Source organism: Endothiovibrio diazotrophicus, assembly GCF_054657215.1.
In genome coordinates, this window is record NZ_BAAHXB010000059.1 from 15958 (window position 1) to 35122 (window position 19165).

Sequence of the window (19165 nt, forward strand, 5' to 3'; positions counted from 1 at the left end):
CTTCCCGAAGACTCGCCGCCGTGCCGATGGTTGGGAAAGGGGCCGGGATGGAAAATAGGGTTAAAGGACGCGTTGACGTGAAATCCGGCCCGGGCATCGTCCTGACGTCTGATACGCGATCTCCGACGCCGATGGTCTACAATACCCACTCACGTCTCGAACGCTTGTTCTCTGGTTCGTCGGTACCGCCTTCGTGCGAGTGCGCGGGCCTTCGGGGCTCTCCACGAAAACCGGGGAGCGGAGCCTCCCCACAAATGGAAGGAGCAATTATGAGTCAGGCAAAGAGCGGCGATACGGTTCGCGTCCACTATACCGGCACCCTCAGCGACGGGAGCCAGTTCGACTCCTCCCAGGGGAACGATCCGCTGGAGTTCACCATCGGTGGCGGTCAGGTGATCCCCGGCTTCGATGCGGCGGTGACCGGCATGGCGGTGGGCGATTCCAAGAGCGTCACCATTCCCGCCGACGAGGCCTACGGGCAGCGGATCGACGAAGCGATTCAGGCCGTGCCGCGCAGCGCCATCCCCGAGGAGATCGAGGTCAAGGAGGGGATGCAGTTGCAGGCCGCCGCGCCCAACGGCCAGCCGGTGGTGGTCACCGTGGTCTCCTTCGACGACGAGTCGGTGACCCTCGACGGTAATCATCCGCTGGCGGGGCAGGATCTCACCTTCGCCCTGGAGCTGGTGGAGATCGTCTGACGCTCCCTTTTCCCCCCTTGCGCCGGAGTGGCGGCGGGGGGGAGTGGAGGGGGAAAAGGGAGCATTGGGTGAAGAGGGCTCGTGGCTTTGCTGCGGGTCCTTTTTTTGTCGGGCGCGTTCAGGCGCCTTTGGTGCGCAGGAACTCCAGGAGTTTGCGGTCGAGGTCCTCGATGTGGCGGTGTAGCCACTGCTCGAAGCCGTCGATCAGCTGCCGGGCGCGCTCCTTGGGGGCGGTGGCGGTGATCCGCAGGTGGTTGCGCGGGGTTTCGCCCTCCATCAGTTTGAGCAGATCGAGGACGATCGATTTGTGCTCCCGCTGGTGCTCGAAGTAGGCGTCGCCGGGGTATTGGTTGTCGAACATCAGCTTCTCTTCGGTGAAGGTGTGGTAGAGGAAGTAGGAGTTCAGGTACTGGATGAACTCCTCCAGTTCCTCGGCGGCCCGTGCGTCGTCGTACCGGTCGATGCGGCGACGCAGGTCGCTCATCGCCTTGGTCAGCTGACGGTGCTGGGCATCGACCTCGCCGCTCTCGAAGTGGGCCTCGGCCCGCAGGGTGTAGCTCTTCTTCATCGTTTTCTTCCTGGCGGTCAATGGCGCCGCCGAATATGCCGCCGAATATTTCGTAACTTCTTATATTACAAGAATAGTTTACCTTTTTGTGGAGCATTGGAACGTTATTGTATAAGTAAATTAATATATTGTACCGGGTATTTTTCCTACACAAACGTAGGTTTTTTCCTGCACATCCTGGGGTATTTCCTACAGCTTGGTGTGGTGGCGGTGAAATCTCCGCTAACCTTTAGAAAACGTTAATAAAGTGAAGTGGTTGACCGCGCAGGTCACCGGTTTATTCTGTTCCGGTCAGGCTGCCGGAAACGGCGGTCATTCGAGGCGAGGTCGTCGTCCGCGCGGTGGGGCGGGTGACCCGAAACAGGGAACAAGGGAGTCTTGGGTTGCCGATGCGCGCGCGCCTGATGGGGTATCCGCTGCTCTTCTCCGTGCTGGTCCTGGTGATGGCCGCGGCGGTGCTGGTATGGAGCGGCGGGCGCAGCCTGGGGGCGTTCACCGCCTATCACGAGCGGATCGGCGAGCACTCGGTACAGAGTTCGGCCAGCGAGATCCGGATGCTGTTCGTCGGCATCCGCAACGGCCTGCAGATGCTCGCCGACCAGAACGAAGGGCTCTTTCGCACCATCGCCGACTACCCCGACGACGAGGAGTTGCAGGGGATCGTCTCCGCCCAGATCGCCCACTATTTCCCCGGCTTCATCGATTTTGCCCTGGCCGACGCCGACGGCGAGGTGCTCACCGACCCCGACGGGGTGAGGGTGGGGAAGCGCTGCCGCGAGGAGATCCGGCGCTTCGTCCGCAACTACCGGCAGCAGGGGCTGGCGCTCCACCCCGGTGCGGAGCGTTATCACTTCGACGTGCAGGTGCCGTGGCGTTTCGCCGACGACTCTCTGGGGGTCTTCCACGTCAGTTTCGATCCGCGGCTGCTGGCCGAGGTGCTGGCCCGCAACCAGGTGCCGGGACACCGCCTGTTCCTGCTCAACGGGGACCGTGAGCACATGATCGAGGTGAGCGCCGGCGGTGGCCGTGACGGCCTCGCCGGGGCGGAGCGGCTGAGCGCCGAGCAGGTGAGCCACATCGTCTCCTCGATGCCGGTGGAGGGGACCGAATGGCGGGTGGCGGACCTCCCTTCGGCGGGGTTGCGCACGGCCTTGACCGAGCGGCTGGTGTCGCGGGGGATCGGGGTGCTCGCCGGATTTGTCGTGATCTCGCTGATCATGCTGGCGCTGATCCGCCGCGAGGAGTCGGGCCGTGAGCTGGCCGAGCAGGCGCTGCGCCTCTCCCACAACGACCTGGAGCGGCGGGTGGAGCGGCGTACCGCCGAGCTGAGTGAGGCCAACCTCCGGCTCCATCGGGAGATCATCGAGCGTGAGCAGCTCACCCAGGTGGTGGAGCAGACCGGCGATTCGGTGGTGATCACCAACGCCGAGGGGGTGATCACCTACGTCAACCACGCCTTCGAGGAGATGACCGGCTACGTTCGTGAGGAGGTGGTCGGCCGCGACAACAACCTGCTCAAGTCGGGGCGCCACGAGGAGGCGTTCTACCAGGCGCTGTGGCGCACCATCCTCGCCGGCGAGAGCTTTCGCAACGTCTTCGTCAACCGGCGCAAGGACGGCGAACTCTACTACGAGGAGAAGACCATCACCCCGCTGCGCGAGAGCGACGGCTCGATGGTCCACTTCGTCGCCACCGGCAAGGACATCACCCAGCGGGTGGAGATCCAGCAGCGCCTCGACTACCTCGCCCACCACGACGAGCTGACCGGCCTGCCCAACCGCACCCTGCTGCTCGACCGGGTGGAGCACGCGGTGGCCCACGCCCACCGACACCACCATCTGGTGGCGCTGCTGTTCCTCGATCTGGACCGCTTCAAGGCGGTCAACGACAGCCTCGGCCACGAGACCGGCGACAAGCTGCTCCAGGCGGTGGCACGGCGCCTCACCGGCTGCCTGCGCGAGGGGGATACGGTGGCGCGCCTCGGCGGCGACGAGTTCACCGTGGTACTGGAGGATCTCGCCCACACGGAGGAGGCGGCCACCGTTGCCGAGAAGGTGATCGATACACTCACTGCCCCGTTCCGCATCGGCTCCCACGAGCTGTTCATCGGCACCAGTATCGGCATCGCCCTCTATCCACAGGACGCCGCCGCGCCGATGGAGTTGTTGAAGTGCGCGGATACCGCCATGTATCAGGCCAAGCAGCGGGGCGGCAACCTCTATCAGTTCTTCACCGCCGGGATGTCCCGTTGGGTGGAGGAGCGGCTGGAGATGGAGGGGCGGCTGCGCCACGCCCTGGCGCGGCGGGAGTTCTTCCTGGTCTATCAGCCGCGGGTGGCCATCGCCGACGGCGAGCCGTTGGGTATGGAGGCGCTGCTGCGCTGGGACAACGAGGCGCTGGGACTGGTGATGCCCGGGCGCTTCATCCCGCTGCTGGAGGAGACCGGGCTGATCGTCGAGGTCTGCCTGTGGATCCTGGAGCGGGCGATCGGTTTCCGCGCCTCGCTGGGTGACGGGCCGCTACGCATGGCGGTCAACCTCTCCGCCGCCCAGTTCCGTCGCGGCGATCTGGTGGGTGCGCTGCGGGAGCTGATCGAGCGCGGCGGCATCGCGCCCCATCAGCTGGAGCTGGAGATCACCGAGAGCCTGCTGATGGAGAACTTCGAGGAGGCGGCCGGCATGCTCGACCAGTTCCACGCGTTGGGGGTCTCCATCGCCCTGGACGACTTCGGCACCGGCTACGCCTCGCTCAGCTACCTCAGCCGGTTGCCCATCGATACCCTGAAGATCGATCGCTCCTTCGTCAACGGCTTGGGGGAGAAGCCGCAGAACGAGGCGATCGTGCGGGCGATCATCGCCATGGGCCACAGTCTCGGCATGCGGGTGGTGGCCGAGGGGGTGGAGACCCACGGCCAGTTGGAGCAGTTGCGCCGGATGGGGTGCGACGAGGCGCAGGGGTTCCTCTTCTGCAAGCCGATCCCCGAGGGGGAGCTGCGCGAATGGCTCGCCGGGGAGAACGCCCCGCTGCGGGTGGCCAACTAGTACTCCGCCATCTCAATCCCGCTTCAGCAGGGCCAGGGTCTCCACGTGGTAGGTCTGGGGGAAGAAGTCGTAGGGGGTGATCCGCTCCACGCGGAATCCCGCCGCTTCGAACTGCTCCAGATCGCGGGCGAGGGTGCCGGCGCTGCATGAGAGGTAGGCGATCCGCTCCGGCCGGTACTCGCGGGCCGCCCAGGCGGTTACCGCTGCTTCCAGGCCGGTGCGCGGCGGGTTGAGATAGAGCAGCCGGCGGCGTTCTGCCTCCGGCCACTGGCGGAGCTGCGGCAGGCGGGTCTCGCAACTGCCGCGCAGCCGTTCGGCACCGGGGGCGTTGAGCGCCGCGCAGGCCAGCGCCTCCCCCGCCAGCTCCACCCCGATGCATCTCGTGCCATGCCGGCACCAGCGGGCCAGGGAGGAGCCGCCGCCGCAGTAGAGGTCGATCAATTGATCTCCCGGTTGCGGATCGAAAAAACGCTCCGCCTCATCCAGGGCGGTCCGGTAGAGGGTGGGGAGCAGCTGCTGGAAGGCCGCTGGGCCGTGCCACAGTCCGCTGCCGTCCCGCGAACGGGGTTCGCCCCACAGCAGATGCCAACCCCGTTTGGTGAAGAGCTTGCGCCGCCCGGCGGACGGAAAACAGTGGAGCCACATCCCCTCCACCCCGGCGGCGCGTAGCGCCCGTTCCAGGTGTGGGGTCATCCAGCCGACGTCGGGGGGCGTCGCCCGTTTCACCACCAGTGCCAGTTGCGCCCCGGACTGGACGAAAAAGAGCAGCGGCAGGGCATCCGCCGGAGGGAGCGCGAGGCTCAGGCACCGGATGGTCCGTCGCACTCGCCGGGAGTGGACCGGACAGTCGGGGATCGCGATCAGCCCGTCGCGCCGCATCAGCCCCAGCCGCCACGCCCGGCCGTCCCACTCCGCCGACAGGGTCGCCCGATCCCGATAGCCCCAGCGTTCCGTCTCCTCATCCACCCCGCACAGCGGCGCCAGCCGTTCGGCCCATGGTGCCAGCCGTCGCCGGAGCCACGCCGTCTTCTGTTCTTCGCTGGCCGCCCGCCCCCAGCCACGGTGGGCACAGCCGGGACAGTCGGGGTTGCAGCCGGGGGGGAGCGGTGCGGGCATCGGATCCAAGGGGGCGGTGGAATGGGTGATTTTACCGTGAACGTACGCGGAAATGGGTGTGCCGAGGTACGAGGCGCACCACGCGCCGACCGGTGCGTCGGCACACCTTACCCGAGTTTCAGCGTCCGGGGTGGTTCAACGGTCGCCCATGATCGTTGACCCGTCTGCGCTCGGGAGGTGGCGTCTTCAGTGTTCGATGAGTCGTGATATCCCTGACCGCCGAAGGAGGAGGCATTTTGGGTTTCATGAAAATTTTACGTATATACGCGTAGGAAAATCCGTGGAAATTGCGTATTTTATTTCCTACAGAAAAATCATCGATCCCCCGATTGTTATCTGTTGGGCGCTTTCGATAGAGTATTAGCACATTCCGATAAAGGAGCGATTCGCATGCCGCAGGGACGCGTCGCAGAAGCCGTGGAGGGTCCGCCAGAGGGAGAGTGGCGGCTGGCGATCTATTCGATCGGCGACGCCTCTGCGGCGTTGATTCCCACCCTCCGCCGGATCTCCTCCCTCCCTCCCGCACAGCTCGCCTCCCTGCTCTACCGAGCCCCGTCGATCCTCGCCGACGGGTTGGAGCGGGAGGTGGCCGAGGCGATGGCGGGGCTGCTACGCCGTACCGGAGTGGTGGTGGAGCCGTTGCATTGCGAGGCCCCCTTCGAGCCAGGGGAGGGGGCGTTCGACTTGGCGCTCTCGGTACGGGATCCGGCGCGCCTCGGGGAGGTGGCGGCGCTGGTCTCGGAGCTGCTTGGCTGCTCCTTGGAGGAGGGGCGCAAGCTGGTCTGCGCCTCACCGGCATTGCTGATGGGCGCGGTCTCCGCGGCGACCGTGGAGGCGCTTTCCCGCCGGTTCTCCGCGCTGGGGGTGGAGGTGGACGTCTCCCGTCCGCAGGAGGCGCTCTACGATCTCTTCATCGGCGAAGCCCCGCCCGCGATGCGGGCCGGTGTGGCGCGTGTGCTAACCGATGGCGGGGTGGCCGAGGTGGCCGACGAGGGGGCGCTGATCGCCGCGGGTCTCGACTGGTCGACCGCTCGGCGGGTGTGGCCCCCCCTCCAGCGGATTGCCGTCCCGCTGCGGTTGCTGAGTCATGATTTCCAGCGTTTCGACGTCAGCCTCGACCGGGTGGAGGGTTCGGAGGCGCTCTATGCCTACCTGGCGGAGGTGATCGGGATGCCCCGGGAGGTGGCCGAGCAGGCCCCCTCCCGCTTGCCGCTGGTGCTGCTCCGCGGCGTCGCGCGTGGAGTGGCGATGGAGGCGGTGGCGCAACTGACGGGGTTGGGTGCGGAGGCATCGGTTCACTTGCTCGCCTTCCGGCGCTTCGCCCTGGAGCTGCCGGCAACGCGCGATTCGAAGGTGGTGGCGCGGTTGCTGCGCACGGTGGGAGGGCTCTCCCCGGAAGTCGCCGCGGCGGGGGCGGCTGGGGGGAGGGTGCGCGGCAGTTTCGGCGAAGCTCAGGCGTTATGGCTCCAGGCAGAGCTGAGGCGGGCCGGCGTCGAGGCCGATGTGGTGTCGGTATAGGGAACTTCCGCGTCGTTCGTCCGGGTAGGACGGATAGATGAAGTGTTCGAGAAGCTGAAATAGCCGGGAGGGCTGAACCATGAGCTTGGGAAAACGAATCATCGGGCAGGATCTGCGCGATGTCCCGTATCCGGAGATGATCCGGGCGATGGGAGTGGTGGTGGCGGAGGCGCAGTTCGAGCTGGACTGGCTTGGAATCCGTCTGGCGCAGATGATGTCGGGGAGTCACGGGGAGGTGGAGGGCGATGCCGATGCCGGTGAGACCCAGCACGTGACCCACGAGGGGTTCGTCACCTTCAACGGCGCGCGATTGTCGTTGCTGGAGTTGGGGTTCTCCCCCTCCTTTTGCCCGCGTGCCGACGCCGTTGCCGAGGTACCGACCTCCACCGCCAAGGTCGGCGGCCGTGACCTTTCCGGTGGTGTGCGCAACGAAGAAGTGGATGTCGCCGGGTTCTCATTTTTTGCCTGCGCCGGCGCGGGCAGCCCTGCGTTTGGCATTTGACAGACTACTAGGAGCCTGTCGGACTTAGGATGAATCGGCTGCGAAAGCGGGAGAGCGGCCCCACTTTTCCGAAAATCCTCGTTAAATAGCTCACTATTCTCCTCGAATTTTCGAAAAATTGGGGTCGCTCTCCCACTCCCGCCGCTCGATCCCCCTAAGCCCGACAGGCTCCTAGCGGAAGATCTTCCTCCACCAGCGTTTGCGTGAGCCGGTGTGGGGCATTGCCGCCGGCAGGTCGCAGGGGGGGATGAGGGAGAGGATCCAGCCGGGCAGCGGCGGGTTTTCGCTGAAGCCGCAGGAGACCCCCAGGTTGTGGGGGTCGAAGATCTTGACGTAGGTGGGTTCGTCGAAGGAGTCGGTGTAGACGATGCCGCAATACTCCTCCTCGTGCTCGCGTCGCAGCAGCTCGTCGATCTCCTCGATGAAGTGGACGAGCCGTTCCTCGGCCGCGGTCTCCGCCGGCGGCTCCTCACCCACCGCATAGACATACCACCCGAGCCCGGCCCGCCCGCGCAACGTCTTCCACAGCGCATCGAGCTGCGGCCAGCGCAACACGCCCTTGAAGCTGCCGCGAAAGGCGAGATAGTAGGGATCGGAAGAGACGACGTCGTTCATGGCACAAGGATTCGCATAGGGCAGCCCAAGCAACACGCATACTGAAAATCCGGGCCGGAAAGCGATCGGCGGGCTCTGCCCGCCGATCGCTTTCCGGCCCGGATTTTCAGGTGCCGACCTGCTTCTCGCGAATCTCTTCGATGGTCTTGCAGTCGATGCACAGGGTGGCGGTGGGGCGCGCCTCCAGGCGGCGGACACCGATCTCCACTCCGCACGATTCGCAGTAGCCGTACTCCTCGTCGTCGATCGAGGTGAGCGCCTCGTCGATCTTCTTGATCAACTTGCGCTCGCGGTCGCGGGTGCGCAGCTCCAGGCTGAATTCCTCCTCCTGGGTGGCGCGGTCGTTGGGGTCCGGGAAGTTGGCGGCCTCGTCCTGCATGTGATGCACGGTGCGGTCCACTTCCTCCATCAACTCCTTTTTCCAGGTCTGCAGGATCTGCCGGAAGTGCTCCGACATCTCCTCGCTCATGTACGCCTCGCCCTTCTTGGCCTTGTACGGTTTGAAGCTCTTCAGCACCGTAATTTCGGAGTTGGACTTCTTGCTCGCGGGCATGAATGTCTCCTGATCTAAATTCGCGGAAATAAAACCCGCCATCTATATCAAATTCCGTCGTCCGCCTCAACATCGGGCGACCTCCGGTGGTGGGTGAGGTGCACGCTCCACCCGCCTCTTGCTAAGCTTAGCCGCTTCGTGCGTCGGGTCGATCGGCAGTCCTCCAAGGGGACGAACGGCCCGCCCGTGTGTGAACCGAATCCTTTGCGGAGAGCAGCGAATCCATGAGCATGCCCGAAGCCCTGATCTTCGACGTTGACGGCACCCTCGCCGACACCGAGCGCGACGGCCACCGTGTCGCCTTCAATCTCGCCTTCGCCGACGCCGGCCTCGACTGGGAATGGTCGGTGGAACGCTACGGCGAGCTGCTGGCGGTGACCGGCGGCAAGGAGCGCATCCGCTTCTATCTGGAGCGCTACAACACCGAATTCAAGCGGCCTGCCGATTTCGACGACTTCGTCGCCGGGTTGCACCAGGCGAAGACCGCCCACTACACCCGGCTGCTCGGCGAAGGGCGGATCCCGCTGCGCCCCGGCGTCGCCCGGCTGATCGGCGAGGCGCGCGGCAAGGGGGTGCGGCTGGCGATCGCCACCACCACCACCCCGGCCAACGTCACCGCCCTGCTGGAGAGCTGCCTGGGCAAGGCGTCCCCCGGCTGGTTCGAGGTGATCGCCGCGGGGGATGTGGTGCCGGCGAAGAAGCCCGCCCCGGACATCTTCGAACTGGCCCTCTCCGAGTTGGGGCTGACGGCGGCGCAGTGTGTTGCCTTCGAGGATTCGCGCAACGGCTTGCTCTCCTCCCGCGGGGCGGGGCTGGCCACGGTGGTCACCCCCTGCGGCTACACCCTGGAAGACGATTTCAGCGGCGCCCTGCTGGTGATCGACACCCTCGGCGAGCCGGACGCCCCCTTCCGCGTCTTTCAGGGTGACGCCCACGGCCACACCCTGGTCGACCTCGACCTCGTCGCCGCCTTGCGCAGTTGAAGAATTTTTGTCCGCAAATGAACGCGAATGAACGCAACTATTTGCGAATCTTCGATTCGCCGATCTCTTTTTCCGTATTCATTCGCGTTCATTCGCGTTCATTTGCGGACCTCCTCATATGATCTCCCCCCGTATCGCCCGCCGCATGGAGGCGATCCAGCCCTTCTACGTGATGGACCTGCTGGCCCGCGCCCGCGCCCTGGAGGCGCAGGGGCGGTCGATTATCCACATGGAGGTGGGGGAGCCCGATTTCGTCACGCCGGAGCCGATCGTGCGCGCCGGGATCGGGGCCTTGGAGCGGGGGGCGGTCCACTACACCCCGGCGGTGGGTTTGCCGGCGCTGCGTGAGGCGATCGCCGGCCACTACCGGGAGCGCTTCGCCATCGACCTCGATCCCGGCCGGGTGGTGGTCACCCCCGGCGCCTCGGGGGCGCTGCAGCTCACCCTCGGGGTGCTGGTCAATCCGGGGGAGCGGGTGCTGATGGCCGATCCCGGCTACCCCTGCAACCGCCACTTCGTGCGCCTGTTCGAGGGCGAGACCCGCGCCGTTCCGGTGGGGCCGGAGAGCGGCTATCAGCTCACCGCGGAGCTGGTCGAGCGCCACTGGGGGGACGACGGGGACGGGGCCGCCGTGGCGGTGCTCGCCGCCAGCCCCGCCAACCCCACCGGCACGGTGATCCCGGCCGACGAGCTGGCCGCCATCGCCGAGGTGTGCCGGCGGCGCGGCGGCACCCTGATCGTCGACGAGATCTACCACCAGTTGGTCTACGACCGCGAGCCCTTTACCGCCCTGGCCGCCGGTGACGACCTCTTCGTCATCAACAGCTTCTCCAAGTACTTCGGCATGACCGGCTGGCGCCTCGGCTGGATCGTCGCCCCCGAAGGCTACGTGCGGGCGATCGACAAGCTGGCCCAGAACATCTTCCTCTCCGCCCCCACCCCGGCGCAGCACGCGGCGCTGGCCGCCTTCACCCCCGAGTGCCGGGCGATCACCGAGGCGCGCCGCCGCGAGTTCCAGGCGCGCCGCGACCACCTGCTGCCGGCGCTCCGCGGGCTCGGTTTCGAGATCCCGCTGACCCCCGAGGGGGCGTTCTACCTCTACGCCGACGTGGGTGCCTTCACCGACGACTCCTATGCCTTCGCCGAGCGCCTGCTGGAGGAGGCGGGTGTGGCCCTCACCCCCGGCCGTGATTTCGGTGCCCACCGGCCCGAGCGCCACATGCGCATCGCCTATACCACGTCATTGGAGAATCTGAGGGAGGGGGTCGAGCGGATCGGGGATTTCCTCGGGCGGTGAATTCGGCTCGGTTTGGCAGCGCCGGAGAAGGGGAAACCCTGTAGGAGCGGCCCCGAGGCCGCGATGGCGCCCTTTCCGTAACCTCCGCCGGTATCGGCAAGCTGGGGCACTTCGCGCCATCGCGGCCTCGGGGCCGCTCCTACATCGGATTGCGGTGCGCCTTGCCCTCCTGAAATGGTTGGGTATAGCAACGTTTAACCCAGGAAACGGGAGAGTCAAGGCGGGTAAATTCATCGCCTCCCTGGAGTTCCGCTCCAGGGTTCAGGCCTGATTCAGCTCCGGTGCTTGGATACCCACAGCGCGGTGGCGCCCGCCACCGCCGCCGGCATCACCAGGAAATTGACCACCGGGATCAGCGTGGCGCCCATTATCACCGCGCCGAAGGTGAGGGTGGAGAGCATCCGCCGGCGGCGCATCCCGCGCTGCTCCTTGTAGGGGATCTTGTGGTTGTCCATCGGGTAGTCCAGGTACTCCGCGGCGAGCATCCACGAGCCGTAGGCGAGCCATAGGAAGGGGGCGATGATGTTCACCACCGGGATCAGGAACAGCACCAGGAAGGGGATCGCCAGCAGCAGGCCGCGGGCGAGCTTGCCCAGCGCCGAGAGGGTCGCCGGGATCGCCTCCTTCAGCGCATCGCTCCAGCCGTCGCCCTCCTCCAGGGACTGGCCGGTGAGCAGCCGCTCCACCTTCTCCGCCAGTAGCCCGTTGAAGGGTGCGGCGACGACGTTGGCGACCAGGGTGAAGGTGTAGAAGCCGACCAGCGCGACGGCCAGGAAGTAGAGCGGCCAGAGCAGCCAGGAGAGCCAGTCGAGCCAGGAGGGGAGCTGGCCGTCGATCCACAGCTTGAGGCTGTCCAGCTCCACCAGCCCCCACCAGATCGCGCCGCCGAAGAGCAGCAGGTTGATCACCAGCGGCACCATCACGTAGCGGCGCAGGCCGGAGCGGAAGATCAGGCCGAAGCCGCGCAGCGCGGCGGCGGCGCCGGAGAAGGGGTTGTCCAAGGCCATGTCGTACTCCTGGTTCTTTCGGGCGGCTCATTATCAACGCAAAGGCGCGAAGACGCGAAGGGCGCAAAGCGATGCGGTTCGATGGCCGGTCGTGCCACCCCGCCCCTCCGGAGTATGACCGGCAGTTCGTCGTCGCGTTGCGAAACGATCGTAATATTGGCCGATAATTCACGCTTGAATGGTCCCTTGATCAAGGGTTGGGTCACCTCGTCGTTGTCGTCTGAAGGAGTTCGCCATGGAGATGCGTATCGGTGTGATCGGTGTCGGCATCATGGGCCGCGCGCTGGCCGCCAACCTGTTGGCGGCCGGCTATCCGGTCACCCTCTTCAACCGTACCCGCGCGGCCTGTGCGGCCCTGGAGGAGGCCGGCGCGAAGGTGGCCGACACGCCCGCCGAGCTGGGGCGGAACTGTGATGCCGTCATCGTCATGCTCACCGGGCCGGAGGCGATCGACGCCCTGCTGTGGCAGGCCGCCGGGGCGATGGCGCCGGGGACGTTGGTGATCAACATGAGCACGGTGTCGCCGGCCTATGCGCGGGCGGCGGCGGCGCGCCTGGCGGGGCTCGGTCTGCGTTATCTCGACGCCCCGGTCTCCGGCTCGAAGAAGCCGGCGGAGGAGGGCTCGCTGGTGATCCTCGCCGGTGGCGAGGTGGCGGACCTGACGACGGCGGAGCCGCTGTTCACCGTGCTCGGCAAGAAGACCGTCCACTGCGGCGCGGTCGGCCAGGGCTCGACGATGAAGCTGGCGGTCAACCTGCTGCTCGGGGTGATGATGGAGGGCTACGCCGAGATGGTGCAGTTCGGCCTGCGCGGCGGTCTGGCGCTGGAGACGATGCAGGCGGTGGTGGCCAACGGGCCGCTCAACAACGGTCTCTTCCAACTCAAGGAGGGGATGTTCCGCGACGGTGATTTCCCGCCCCAGTTCCCCCTAAAGCACATGGCTAAGGACATGCGCTTCCTGTGTGAGACCGCGGCCGAGAGCGGCGCGGCGGTCCCGTGTGCGAGCCGCGTCTCGGAACTCTATCAGCAGGGAGAGGCGCTCGGTCTGGGTGACAGGGATTTCGCCGCGGTGGCGCAGGTGCTGGAGCGGCTGGGAAATGCCTGATCGTTTCGGGCGAGGGCGAGCAGGGCGGTCCCGTAGCAAGCCTCCTGGCTGAGCGGTTCCAACAGCGGGACGCCGAGCAGCCGCTGGCGGATGGCGCGCCACGCGGGGTTGGCCGCGCCGCCGCCGGTGGTGCGCACCGAGACGACCGGTGGTGCACCCAGTTCTTCGAGCAGACGGTAGGCGCGGGCTTCGATGGCGGTGATGCCCTCCAACAGGCCCTGGAGGAATTCGGCGTCGTCTGCGGGGCGCGGTTCCATCCTCGGGGGCAGGTAGGGATCGTTGACCGGGAAGCGTTCGCCGGGAGCGGTGAGCGGGTAGTAGTCGAGACCGGTGGGGCGGTCGGGGTGGAGGTGTGGGGTGAGGGTCTCCATCTGCGCCACGCTGAAGTGCTGTTTTAGCGCCGCGCCGCCGCTGTTGGAGCCGCCGCCGACCAGCCAGCAGTCGCCCAGGCGGTGGCTGTAGACGCCGTATGCGGGGGCGAACACCGGGCGTTCGGAGAGCAGCTTCACCACCAGGGTGGAGCCCAACGCGGTCATCGCCTCGCCGGGGCGGGTACAGCCGGTGGCGAGGAAGGCGGCGGTGCTGTCGGTGGTGCCGGCGTGCAGCGCGGTCGTCCGCGGCAGGCCGAGCGTGTCGGCCATCTCCGGCAGCAGCGGCGCGATCGGGGTGCCCGGTGCGAAGGGGGCGGGCAGGCGTTGGGTGGGCAGGGCGAGCCGTTCCAGCCACGCCGGCCAGCGGCGCGCCAGCGGGTCCCAGCCCAGCTTCAGTACGTTGTTCTCGTCGCTCGCCCCCCACCTTCCGGTCAATCGGCCGACGATCCAGTCCGCCTGGTTGAGCACCCAGCGTGCGCCGGCGGTGTCGTGGTGGCGCTCCAGCCAGAGCCACTTGGCGAGTCCCGAGCCGGCGCCGTGGGCGGCACTCTCGGCGGGGGCGCAGGCGCCGATCTCCGCCGCCTCGGCGGTGGCGCGCCGGTCGTTGTACATCACCCCCGGGGAGAGCGGGCGGCCCTGCCGGTCGCACAGCAGCACCGTTCCCGAGGTGCCGTCGATGGCCAGCGCCGAGATGGACGCCGGCTCACTGCGGGCGGCGAGTTCGCGGATCACCGTGACGGTGGCGTGCCACCAATCCTCGGGGTGCTGTTCACGACGGCCGTTTTCGCCGGTGGACGGGGGGAGGGGCGTTGACGCTTCCGCCACCTGGCGTCCGGCGGCATCGACGAGGCAGCCGCGCGCCCCGGAGGTGCCGAGGTCGAGGCCGAGGTGGAGCTTGGGCGGCATGGTGGGCCCGGATCTACGGAACCGGTCGCGCCATCTCGCCGACGTCGTAGCGCATGAAATCGACGCCGCGGGTCATGCGCATCATCTCGCCGTTCATCCGCTGCACGTCGCCGCCGATGGCGGTCACCTGCCGGTCCACCCCGTCCAGCGCGTGGTCGATGCCGCCCACGCTGTCGTTGATGCGGGTCAGGTGGTTGCCGATGGCCCGTACGTCCTCGGCCATGGCCGGCATCCCGTGGATCGGCGGCGCCATGTTCACCATCGAGGCGCGCATGCCCTCGACGTCGGCGGTCATGGTGCCGAGGTGGTGGTACATCTCCACCATGCCGCCGGCGAGCCGCTTCGCGTCGCCGCCGAGGATGAACACCGTGTAGCCGAGGTAGAGGGCGGTGAGCAGGGTCAGGCCGCTGACGGTGCGGATGATCCAGGTGGTGTGGCGGGCGATCGAGCGGGTGTCGGTATCGACCGCCGCCATCTGCTGCTCGAACTGGCGCATGGCGTCGCGGTAGGCCCGGGCGGCCTCGGGAGAGAGGTCGGTGGAGGAGGGGGTGTCGGTCATCGCGTCGCTCCGGTGCAGCGCCCCTTTTTCAGCGCAGGGGGTTCATCTGGTTGAACATCTTCATCGGTGCCGACATCCGGTGGACGCTGCCGCCGATGTGGTCGATGTTGCGCTGCATCACCACCAGATGCCGGCTCATGGCGCCGACGTCCTGGCCGATCTGCACCATGTTGCCGTTGACGTGCTGCAACCGCTGGTCGATGGCGGCGACATGGCCGTCCATCCGCTCCATCTCTTCGCGCATCCTCCCGACGTCGGTGGTGATCGGGGTCACCGCCTGGACGTCGCGCTCCATCCGTTCCACGGTCCGGCGCATGATCGCCATGTCGCCGCTCATCGAGGTCATCTGCCGGTTCATGGTGTCCACGGTGGTGATCAGGTCGTTCATGTGGCCGGTGAGCAGGCGGATCAGGAAGAAGCCGATGAGCTGGATGGCGACCGCGCCGAAGAGCAGGCCGCGGATCAGCGAGGTGACCCGGCGGGCGACGCGGATGTTCATCTCGTTGCGGTAGGCCATCGCCTGCTGGAAGTGCGCGGTTCCTTCGCGAATCAGCTGCTCGGCGGTGGGCGGTGGTTCGGGATTCGGCGTGGGATCGGACATCGTTGGCGTGGCTCGGCTCGGCGTCGGGTGGGGGGCTGTCCACCGGATGTTGTCACATCCGGTTGCGCATGAAATCGGCGGTCTTCTGGAAGGCGGCGGTGAGATCGCCGCGCAGCTTCTCGTCGATGCCGACGTCGGCCATCGCCTGCTTCATGCAGTTCATCCACTGATCGCGGGCGTCGTCGTCGATGGGAAAGCCCGTGTGGCGCATGCGCAGCTGCGGGGGCCCGTACTTCTCCATGTAGAGCGGCGGGCCGCCGAGCCAGCCCGAGAGGAAGGCGAAGAGCTTCTCCTTCGAGCTGGCGAGGTCCTGCGGGTGCATGGCGCGGATGGCCGCCGCCTCGGGTCGGGTGTCCATCAATTGATAGAAGCGCTCCACCAGTTCGTGGATCTTCGCCTCGCCGCCGATCAGTTCGTAGTGGGGGTTCTGGGTCATCGTTGTCAGGTCCGAATAAAGACAAAAAGATTTGAGTGAACCGCAGATTAACGCAGATTTCCGCCGATTGGACTGAGCATTCATCTGCGGAAATCTGCGTTAATCTGCGGTTCACTCTCTTTCTGGTCAGGCCACCTCCGGCCAGTCGGCCCACACCGGGGTGAGGTCGCGCGGCAGCTCGGGCAGCGCGCCGAGGTCGATCCACGGGTTCTCCGGTCCGTGATAGTCGGAGCCGCGCGAGGCGAGCAGTCCGAACTTGCGGGCGTGGTTGGCCATGGTGAAGGTCTCGTCCCGGCTGTGGCTGCCGGAGACCACCTCCAGCGCCGCGCCGCCGCACTCCTTGAAGGCGCCGATCAGCTCGCGCAGCTTGGTGGCGGTGAGCTTGTAGCGCGCCGGGTGGGCGAGCACCGCGCGGCCGCCGGCATCGCGGATCCAGCCCACCGCCTGCTCCAGCTCGGCCCACTTGCCCGGTACGAAGCCCGGCTTGCCGCGGCCGATGTACTTGTCGAAGGCCTCCTGCATCGTCTTCACATGCCCTTCGGCGAGCAGGAAACGGGCGAAGTGGCTGCGCGTGACCAGGGCGCCGGGGGCCAGCGCGCGGGCCCCGTCAAAGGCCGCCTCGATGCGCCGCTTGGCCAGACGCCGCCCCATCTCCTCGGCGCGCCAGGCACGGAACTTTTGCGCCGCTTCGAGGCCCAACCGTAACTCGCCGCACTGCGGATCGAGGCCGAGGCCGACCACGTGGACCTCGTGGCTGCCCCAGCTGACCGAGATCTCGGCACCGCAGATCAGGCGCAGGCCGACCCGGTCGGCCTCGCTCCGCGCCTCGTCGAAGCCGGCGGTGGTGTCGTGGTCGGTCAGGGCCAGCACCTGGACCCCTTTTTCGTGGGCCCGGCGCACCAGATCGGTGGGGGTCAACGTGCCGTCTGAGGCGGTGGAATGGCTGTGTAAATCGTAGTAGAGTGACATCCGCCCATTATATCCTAGAAAAGAGCTAAGTTTCTCCCGAAGCGCGACTCCTTACCTATGAAGTTCCTTTTCGATTTCTTCCCGATCCTGCTCTTCTTCGTCGCCTACAAGATGGGCGGGATCTTCGTCGCCACCGGGGTGGCGATCGTCGCCTCGTTCGTCCAGGTGGGCTTCTTCTGGCTCCGTCATCGCCGCTTCGAGACCATGCACCTGGTGAGCCTCGGGCTGATCGGGGTGCTCGGCGGGCTGACCCTCGTGTTCCAGGACAAGACCTTCATCCAGTGGAAGCCGACGCTGCTCAACTGGGTCTTCGCCGCTGTCTTCCTCGGCAGCCAGTTCATCGGCAAGAAGCCCCTGGTGGAGCGGATGATGAGCCATACGGTGAACGCCGAGCGTTCGGTGTGGCTACGCCTCAACGTCAGCTGGGTGCTCTTCTTCATCGCCATGGGGGCGGCCAACCTCTACGTCGCCTTCCACTACGACGAGGAGACCTGGGTCAACTTCAAGCTCTTCGGCATGATGGGCCTCACCTTCCTCTTCGTCATCGCCCAGGCCTTCTTCCTCGCCAAGCACGTGGAGATGGTCGAGCCCGAGGCGGAAGCGGCGGCGGAGAAGGATTGATGTTCTACGCGATCATCGCCCGCGACGTGGAGGGGAGCCTGGAGCGGCGGCTGGCCGCCCGCCCGGCCCACCTGGAGCGCCTGCAGGCGCTGAAGGGCGAGGGGCGGCTGCTGCTCGCCGGACCTCACCCGGCGATCGATGCCGAAGATCCCGGTCCGGCCGGTTTCAGCGGCTCCCTGGTGGTGGCGGAGTTCCCGTCGCTGGAGATGGCCCGCGCCTGGGCCGATGCCGATCCCTATGTCGCCGCCGGCGTCTACGCCGAGGTGAGCGTCAAACCCTTCAAAAAGGTGCTGCCCTGATGATGACCCCCGAAGAGCGGATGGTCGTGGTGCGCGAACGCCTCACCGAGGCGCTCGCCCCGTCGAAGCTGGAGATCGTCGATCAGAGCGAGGCCCACGCCGGCCACGCCAGTTCGGGCGGTGCCGGCCACTACGTCGTGGATATCGTCTCCGCGGCCTTCGAGGGCAAGAATCTGGTGGCCCGCCACCGGCTGGTCTACGCCGCCCTCGGCGAGCTGATGCAGCACGAGATCCACGCCGTCAGCATGACCGTCAAGAGTCCCGGCGAAGTCTGAGCCGAAACAGAGATCTGCCACGGAGCCACGGAGGGCACGGAGCGGAGTCGTTTGTATACACCTCCGTGTCCTCCGTGGCTCAATTTCAAGTCCAACCATATCGAGAAGGAACCAGCCAATGAAATTGCGTACCGTGATCGCCGCCCTCGCCCTGACCGGGATGAGCGCCGCCGTCGTCGCCGGCGACGTCGCCACCGTCAACGGCAAGGGGATCGATCAGAAGGCCCTCGACGCCCTGATGGCCGAGCAGAAGGGGAAGAACGTCAGCAAGGAGCAGGCGGTCAACGCCCTGGTGATCGAGGAGCTGCTGCTGCAGGAGGCGAAGAAGGAGAAGCTGGAGAAGCGCGCCGAGGTGAAGGACGCCCTGGAGCGCCAGCGCCGCACCTATCTGGCCAACCTGGTGGTGCAGGAGCATCTGAAGAAGAACCCGGTCTCCGACGAAGAGGTGAAGCAGGCCTACGACAAGTTCGTCGGCGGCGAGTCGCACACCGAATACAAGGCCCGCCACATCCTGGTGAAGGAGGAGAGCGAGGCCAAGGCGTTGATCAAGGAGCTGGACGGCGGGGCGGACTTCGCCGAACTGGCGAAGAAGAAGTCCACCGGCCCGACCGGCAAGAATGGCGGCGATCTCGGCTGGTTCGAGCCGAAGACCATGGTCAAGCCCTTCTCCGACGCGGTGAAGGATATGAAGAAGGGCACCTACACCAAGGAGCCGGTGAAGACCCAGTTCGGCTGGCACGTGATCAAGCTGGAGGACACCCGCCAGAAGGAGCCGCCGAGCCTCGACCAGATGCGCGGCCGGATCACCATGTTCCTGCGCAACCAGAAGATGCAGGAGTACATGGCCAAGCTGCGTGAAGAGGCCAAGGTCGAGATCAAGTAGGAAGGAAAGGGTCTGGCGACCATTTCCTCAATGGCTTGTTGAAAAAGGCGCGGGGAGAGGGTTCTCCCCGCGCCTTTTTCGTTTTTGGGAAGCGTTCGCCCTCCCCTGTAGGAGCGGCCCCTAGGCCGCGATGGGGACGGAGTGAGGCGCCTCGATTTCTACGGGCGGCAGGAAACGGAAGCGGCGCCCGGCTTCCGCATCCTGCTCACGCCAAGTACCTGCATCCATGTAGGCAATCGCGG

Annotated in this window: 21 protein-coding genes; 11 read left to right on the plus strand and 10 right to left on the minus strand. The window is 66.5% G+C overall.

Translation table 11 applies throughout. The features are described from left to right. Positions 1–269 precede the first annotated feature (269 nt). Positions 270–698, plus strand: a complete 429-nt coding sequence (locus ACYQ2W_RS14870) for an FKBP-type peptidyl-prolyl cis-trans isomerase (protein WP_459868697.1) — start codon at positions 270–272, stop codon at positions 696–698. A 118-nt stretch (positions 699–816) separates the two neighbouring features. Here the strand turns inward: ACYQ2W_RS14870 and ACYQ2W_RS14875 are convergent, their stop codons facing one another. Further along, positions 817–1266: a bacteriohemerythrin gene (locus ACYQ2W_RS14875; protein WP_459868700.1), complete on the minus strand. Its 450-nt coding sequence runs from the start codon at positions 1264–1266 to the stop codon at positions 817–819. 389 nt (positions 1267–1655) lie between these two features. On the opposite strand from ACYQ2W_RS14875, the gene ACYQ2W_RS14880 reads away from it, so the two are divergent. Then, entirely contained in the window at positions 1656–4307 is a 2652-nt protein-coding gene (locus ACYQ2W_RS14880; protein ID WP_459868757.1) for a bifunctional diguanylate cyclase/phosphodiesterase, read from the plus strand. A gap of 12 nt (positions 4308–4319) precedes the next feature. Here ACYQ2W_RS14880 and ACYQ2W_RS14885 read toward each other — a convergent pair whose 3' ends face one another. Next, complete coding sequence (locus ACYQ2W_RS14885; protein ID WP_459868703.1) at positions 4320–5423, minus strand: class I SAM-dependent RNA methyltransferase; 1104 nt, start codon at positions 5421–5423, stop codon at positions 4320–4322. 390 nt (positions 5424–5813) lie between these two features. Here ACYQ2W_RS14885 and ACYQ2W_RS14890 point away from each other — a divergent pair, with 390 nt between their 5' ends. Beyond that, positions 5814–6941, plus strand: a complete 1128-nt coding sequence (locus ACYQ2W_RS14890; RefSeq protein WP_459868706.1) for a hypothetical protein — start codon at positions 5814–5816, stop codon at positions 6939–6941. 79 nt (positions 6942–7020) lie between these two features. Further along, positions 7021–7443, plus strand: coding sequence for a hypothetical protein (locus ACYQ2W_RS14895; RefSeq protein ID WP_459868709.1), 423 nt, complete (start codon positions 7021–7023; stop codon positions 7441–7443). A gap of 171 nt (positions 7444–7614) precedes the next feature. On the opposite strand, the gene ACYQ2W_RS14900 is transcribed toward ACYQ2W_RS14895, so the two are convergent. Together ACYQ2W_RS14900 and dksA are read right to left on the minus strand one after the other, a co-directional pair. Beyond that, a complete protein-coding gene (locus ACYQ2W_RS14900; protein ID WP_459868712.1) occupies positions 7615–8058 on the minus strand; it encodes a hypothetical protein in 444 nt (147 codons plus the stop codon). Positions 8059–8164: 106 nt separating this feature from the next. Continuing rightward, positions 8165–8611, minus strand: a complete 447-nt coding sequence (gene dksA / locus ACYQ2W_RS14905; protein ID WP_459868715.1) for an RNA polymerase-binding protein DksA — start codon at positions 8609–8611, stop codon at positions 8165–8167. 224 nt (positions 8612–8835) lie between these two features. On the opposite strand from dksA, the gene ACYQ2W_RS14910 reads away from it, so the two are divergent. Beyond that, on the plus strand, positions 8836–9594 hold the full coding sequence (locus ACYQ2W_RS14910) for an HAD family hydrolase (RefSeq protein WP_459868718.1): 759 nt from the start codon (positions 8836–8838) through the stop codon (positions 9592–9594). A gap of 118 nt (positions 9595–9712) precedes the next feature. Beyond that, on the plus strand, positions 9713–10891 hold the full coding sequence (locus tag ACYQ2W_RS14915) for a pyridoxal phosphate-dependent aminotransferase (protein WP_459868721.1): 1179 nt from the start codon (positions 9713–9715) through the stop codon (positions 10889–10891). 272 nt (positions 10892–11163) lie between these two features. On the opposite strand, the gene cysZ is transcribed toward ACYQ2W_RS14915, so the two are convergent. Further along, positions 11164–11898, minus strand: a complete 735-nt coding sequence (cysZ, locus tag ACYQ2W_RS14920; RefSeq protein WP_459868724.1) for a sulfate transporter CysZ — start codon at positions 11896–11898, stop codon at positions 11164–11166. A gap of 235 nt (positions 11899–12133) precedes the next feature. Between cysZ and ACYQ2W_RS14925 the strand changes: the two genes are divergently transcribed. Continuing rightward, positions 12134–13003 carry an NAD(P)-dependent oxidoreductase gene (locus ACYQ2W_RS14925; RefSeq protein ID WP_459868727.1) on the plus strand — a complete coding sequence of 290 codons (870 nt, stop codon included), beginning with the start codon at positions 12134–12136 and terminating at the stop codon, positions 13001–13003. Here ACYQ2W_RS14925 and ACYQ2W_RS14930 read toward each other — a convergent pair. The 5 genes from ACYQ2W_RS14930 to ACYQ2W_RS14950 all read right to left on the minus strand — a co-directional run bounded on the left by ACYQ2W_RS14930 (position 12922) and on the right by ACYQ2W_RS14950 (position 16845). Beyond that, positions 12922–14280 (minus strand): FGGY-family carbohydrate kinase, encoded by a 1359-nt coding sequence (locus ACYQ2W_RS14930; protein ID WP_459868730.1) that lies wholly within the window; start codon positions 14278–14280, stop codon positions 12922–12924. The two genes, ACYQ2W_RS14925 and ACYQ2W_RS14930, sit on opposite strands and share 82 nt — an antisense overlap. A 13-nt stretch (positions 14281–14293) precedes the next feature. Beyond that, a complete protein-coding gene (locus ACYQ2W_RS14935) occupies positions 14294–14839 on the minus strand; it encodes a hypothetical protein (protein ID WP_459868733.1) in 546 nt (181 codons plus the stop codon). 28 nt (positions 14840–14867) lie between these two features. Beyond that, positions 14868–15440: a hypothetical protein gene (locus tag ACYQ2W_RS14940; protein ID WP_459868736.1), complete on the minus strand. Its 573-nt coding sequence runs from the start codon at positions 15438–15440 to the stop codon at positions 14868–14870. Between the two features lie 52 nt (positions 15441–15492). Beyond that, positions 15493–15876 carry a group II truncated hemoglobin gene (locus ACYQ2W_RS14945; RefSeq protein ID WP_459868739.1) on the minus strand — a complete coding sequence of 128 codons (384 nt, stop codon included), beginning with the start codon at positions 15874–15876 and terminating at the stop codon, positions 15493–15495. A 126-nt stretch (positions 15877–16002) separates the two neighbouring features. Then, entirely contained in the window at positions 16003–16845 is an 843-nt protein-coding gene (locus ACYQ2W_RS14950) for a PHP domain-containing protein (RefSeq protein ID WP_459868742.1), read from the minus strand. 57 nt (positions 16846–16902) lie between these two features. On the opposite strand from ACYQ2W_RS14950, the gene ACYQ2W_RS14955 reads away from it, so the two are divergent. The 4 genes from ACYQ2W_RS14955 to ACYQ2W_RS14970 all read left to right on the plus strand — a co-directional run bounded on the left by ACYQ2W_RS14955 (position 16903) and on the right by ACYQ2W_RS14970 (position 18923). Further along, entirely contained in the window at positions 16903–17466 is a 564-nt protein-coding gene (locus tag ACYQ2W_RS14955) for a septation protein A (protein ID WP_459868745.1), read from the plus strand. Further along, entirely contained in the window at positions 17466–17765 is a 300-nt protein-coding gene (locus ACYQ2W_RS14960) for a YciI family protein (protein WP_459868748.1), read from the plus strand. Before ACYQ2W_RS14955 ends, ACYQ2W_RS14960 begins: the two co-directional genes overlap by 1 nt. Further along, positions 17765–18040: a BolA family protein gene (locus ACYQ2W_RS14965; protein ID WP_459868751.1), complete on the plus strand. Its 276-nt coding sequence runs from the start codon at positions 17765–17767 to the stop codon at positions 18038–18040. The genes ACYQ2W_RS14960 and ACYQ2W_RS14965 overlap by 1 nt, the downstream gene beginning before the upstream one ends. 118 nt (positions 18041–18158) lie before the next feature. After that, complete coding sequence (locus tag ACYQ2W_RS14970) at positions 18159–18923, plus strand: peptidylprolyl isomerase (protein ID WP_459868754.1); 765 nt, start codon at positions 18159–18161, stop codon at positions 18921–18923. Positions 18924–19165: the final 242 nt, after the last annotated feature.